Consider the following 3,994-nt stretch of genomic DNA (forward strand, 5'->3'; position numbering starts at 1 on the left):
GGGCGGACGGCCGCGCTCAGCGCCGCAGGGCGTCGAGCAGCTTGGTGTTGGGGGTAGCCGTCGGCGCGCAGGCCCGCGCGCGCCTGGAACTCCTGGATCGCCACCCGGGTCTGGGTGCCGATGATGCCGTCGGGATTGCCGACGTTGTAGCCCTTCTGGGTGAGACGCTGCTGGATCTCCACCCGCTCGCCGCGCGAGAGGCCACGGGCCTCCTTCGGCCAGGCCTGGGCGAAGCCGCCGAAGCCGCGCAGGCGGTCGGCGAGATGGCCGATGGCCAGGGCGTAGGCGTCGGCGGGGTTGTACTTGCGGATGACGTCGAAGTTCTCGACCATCAGGAAGCCCGGCCCGTCGCCGCCCGCCGGCAGCAGCAGATAGGCCTCGTCGGCGCCGCGCGGGAAGGCCCGGCCGCCGGGACGGGTGATGCCGAGCGCCGCCCATTTCGCGATCGGCTGCTTCAGCTCGCGCCGTGCCAGGCGGTAGTCGAAGCCGTCCGGCACTACCACCTCATAGCCCCACGTCTTGCCGAACTGCCAGCCATCCAGCTTCAGGTTGTTGGCGGTGGAGGCGATGATGTCGGGGATCGAGGTCACCACGTCGCGCTTGCCGTCGCGGTCGAAGTCGACCGCGAACTGCTGGAACGAGGTGGGCATGAACTGGGTCGGCCCGAAGGCGCCCGCCCAGGAGCCCGTGAGGTGGTCGTTCGACACGTCGCCGCTCTGGAGGATCTGAAGGGTCGCCAGGAACTCGCCGCGGAAATAGTCCTGCCGCCGGCCGATGCAGGCGAGCGTGGCGGTGGAGGTGAGCACCGAGCGCGAGCCGGTGCCCTTGGGATCGCCATAGGTGGATTCGATTCCCCAGATGGCCGCCACCGCGTAGCGGTCGACGCCATAGGCCTTCTCCACCTGGTCGAAGATCGGCTTATAGCGCTCCAGCACCTCCCGGCCCTTCTTCACCCGGAACTCGGTGACCAGCATGTTCACATAGTCGCCGACCGGCTTGGAGAATTCCGGCTGCGTGTCGAGAAAGGTCATGATGCGCATGTCCGGCTGAAGCCGGCTGGTGTAGCGCTCGAAGGTCTGGCGGCTGACGCCACGCGCCTGCGCCTCCGGCCACATGGCGCGGATGCAGTTGGGGAAGTTCGCCTCGGCACGGGCGATCACCTCCGGCGCCATGTCCGGATGCACGAAGCGGGTCTGGCCCGAGGGGTCGATGGAGCCCGTGGTCTGCGCTTGCGCGGCGGCGGGTGTGATGAGGCAGGCCGCCGCGAGCGCCAGCATCACGCCGGTGGCGTTCAGGGGTGTTCTCGAAGCCATGGCTCTCATCCTTATCCGGCGCTCCGGCCGTCCCGAAGTCTCCCTGCGCGGACCGGCGGCGCAATGCGCGCGGCCCGGCGGGACCTATGGGGGCGCAATATGGTTGCGCCACGGTTAACGTAAGGCAAGATTTTGGGAGCGACCGTCCTGCCCTGCGCCGCGGGCGATCTGCGAAACGCAGGCTCACGACCGCGCTCCCGCATTCCACGGTGCCGGCGTGCACCCGGCGTGAATGAGGTCCGTCTTCGACGTTGCGCCGGCACAGGGAACATGCTGCGCTGCACTTTGGCGCATCCCGCGTGGGAACCCGCCGCCTCCCCCCGGCATTCCTTGCCGAACCCTCACGGATTTGTGCTAGGCATCGCCGCGCTCCGGAAAGAACAGACGGACCCTCATTCATGGCCAAGCCCATCCGCAAAGCGATCCTGCCCGTCGCCGGCCTCGGCACGCGCTTCCTGCCCGCCACCAAGGCGGTGCCGAAGGAGATGCTGACCGTCGTCGACCGTCCCGTGGTGCAGCACGTGGTGGACGAGGCGCGGGCGGCGGGCATCGAGCACATCGTGTTCGTCACCGGCCGCAACAAGGCGGTGATCGAAGACCATTTCGACCGCCAGTTCGAGCTGGAGCGCACGCTGGAGGAGCGCGGCAAGACCAAGGAGCTGGAACAGCTCGACCGCGACACGCCGAAGGCCGGCACTACCTCCTTCACGCGTCAGCAGCTGCCGCTCGGCCTCGGCCATGCGGTGTGGTGCGCGCGCGACATCATCGGCGACGAGCCGTTCGCGCTGCTGCTGCCGGACATGCTCCACATGGCCAAGCCCGGCAATGGCAATGGCAACGGCAAGGGCTGCCTCGGCGCCATGGTGGAGGCCTATGAGAAGACCGGCGGCAACATGATCGCGGTCTACGAGGTGCCGGACGACCAGACCCACCAGTACGGCATCGTCGGCAAGGGCGCCGAGGCGGCGCCTGGCGTGCACGCCATCGAGAAGATGGTCGAGAAGCCGAAGGCCGGCACCGCGCCCTCCAACCTCGCCATCTCCGGCCGCTACATCCTCCAGCCCGGCATCTTCGACCTGCTGGCGAGCCAGGAGACCGGCGCCGGCGGCGAGATCCAGCTCACCGATTCCATGCTCAAGCTGATGGAGCGCGAGCCGTTCTATGCCGTCACCTTCGACGGCGCGATCTATGACTGCGGCTCGAAGATCGGCTTCCTCATGGCGAACGTCGCCTACGCGCTCTCGCGCGAGGACATCGCCCCCGCCTTCGAGGCGGAGCTGCGCGCCATGCTCGCGCAGGGCTGATCCCGCGGGGCGAGGGGTTCACCCCTTCTGAACCAAACGGTCGCACAGGACGGTGGCGCAGCGTGCATCCGCCGGCCGCCGCCACCATTCCGCCGAAGTCGCAAGCGAGGCATGTGCAGCCAACCGGAGCCGCCATGCGCCTTCTGCGATTCGCGTTCTGCCTCGCATTCCTCCTCGGGCTGTCGGCCCGCGCCGAGGCGCACCCCCATGTGTGGGTGACGACGAAGACCGAACTGGTGTTCGCCGACGGCAAGCTGACCGCCCTCAAGCAGGCCTGGACCTTCGACGACGCCTTCAGCGCCTTTGCGCTCCAGGGCATGGCGAAGCAGAAGGACGGCACCTATGGCGACGACGTGCTGAAGCCGCTCGCCGAGGTGAATGTCACCTCCCTGAAGGAGTACGACTACTTCGTGAAGGGCAAGACGGCCACCGCCAAGATCGCCTTCAAGGACCCGGTTGACTATTATCTTACCTACGAGAATGAAACTCTGACGCTCCACTTCACGCTGCCGCTGAAGACGCCCATCGCTGCCAAGAGCCTGAGTTTCGACATCTACGATCCCACCATCTTCGTCTCCTTCTCCTTCGCCGAGAAGAATCCCCTGTCGTCCGCCGGCGCCCCCGCGGGATGCAGCGCCGAGGCGATCTCGCCGACGCCGGGGTCGGGGCCGAGCACCACGCTCTCCGAGAGCTTCTTCACCAACCTGACGGCCGGCTCGGACTACGGCGCCCAGTTCGCGGACAAGATCAAGGTGAACTGCCGGTGAGGCCTCGCCTCGGTCCGCTCGGGCGCGCGCTCCTCGTAGGCGCGGCGCTGGGCGGCGGCCTGCTGGTTCTTGCCGCGGCGGAACCCGCCCTCGCCCAGGCGCTCGGCACCGGGCCGAAGACCTCGCCGTTCGGGATCGGCGCGCCGGCCGCGGCGCCCCCCTCGGGCATCACCGGCTTCATCCTTGCCAAGCAGGCGGAATTCTACCGCGCGCTGGTCCAGGCGGTGCGCGCCGCCAAGGCGGACGGGCATGCCTTCTGGCTGCTCGCCGGCCTGTCCTTCGCCTATGGCGTGTTCCACGCCGCGGGGCCGGGGCACGGCAAGGCGGTCATCTCCTCCTATCTGCTGGCCGATGGCGGCACGCTGAGGCGCGGCGCGCTGCTCTCGCTCGCCGCCGGCCTGGTGCAGGCGGTCGCCGCCATCCTGTTCGTCGGCATCCTGGCATTGGTGCTCAATGCGACGGCGGTGAGCATGCGCGCGCCATGAACGGGGTGGAGATCGCCGCCTACGGGCGCCATCGCCGCCTTCGGGCTCTAGTCTCGCGATCGTGAAGGGGCGCGCCTTCTACGGCGCGCTCACGCGGCGCTGGGGCGACGTGCATGCGACGCTGC

4 protein-coding genes are annotated in these 3,994 nt (G+C 68.7%); 3 read left to right on the forward strand and 1 reads right to left on the reverse strand.

Features of this window, described 5'->3' with window-relative positions; all coding sequences use genetic code 11:
• On the reverse strand, nucleotides 1-1,313 hold a 1,313-nt coding region (locus AC2W7M_RS21400), incomplete at its 3' end, for a lytic murein transglycosylase (protein ID WP_486134743.1).
• A gap of 398 nt (nucleotides 1,314-1,711) precedes the next feature.
• Here AC2W7M_RS21400 and galU point away from each other — a divergent pair.
• The 3 genes from galU to AC2W7M_RS21415 all read left to right on the forward strand — a co-directional run bounded on the left by galU (nucleotide 1,712) and on the right by AC2W7M_RS21415 (nucleotide 3,869).
• Entirely contained in the window at nucleotides 1,712-2,617 is a 906-nt protein-coding gene (gene galU / locus AC2W7M_RS21405) for a UTP--glucose-1-phosphate uridylyltransferase GalU (RefSeq protein WP_486134745.1), read from the forward strand.
• A 134-nt stretch (nucleotides 2,618-2,751) separates the two neighbouring features.
• Nucleotides 2,752-3,384 carry a DUF1007 family protein gene (locus AC2W7M_RS21410; protein WP_486134747.1) on the forward strand — a complete coding sequence of 211 codons (633 nt, stop codon included), beginning with the start codon at nucleotides 2,752-2,754 and terminating at the stop codon, nucleotides 3,382-3,384.
• Nucleotides 3,381-3,869: a HoxN/HupN/NixA family nickel/cobalt transporter gene (locus tag AC2W7M_RS21415; protein WP_486134749.1), complete on the forward strand. Its 489-nt coding sequence runs from the start codon at nucleotides 3,381-3,383 to the stop codon at nucleotides 3,867-3,869. The genes AC2W7M_RS21410 and AC2W7M_RS21415 overlap by 4 nt, the downstream gene beginning before the upstream one ends.
• Nucleotides 3,870-3,994 lie beyond the last annotated feature (125 nt).

Source organism: Xanthobacter sp. BG11Y11_SDJG, assembly GCF_057364445.1.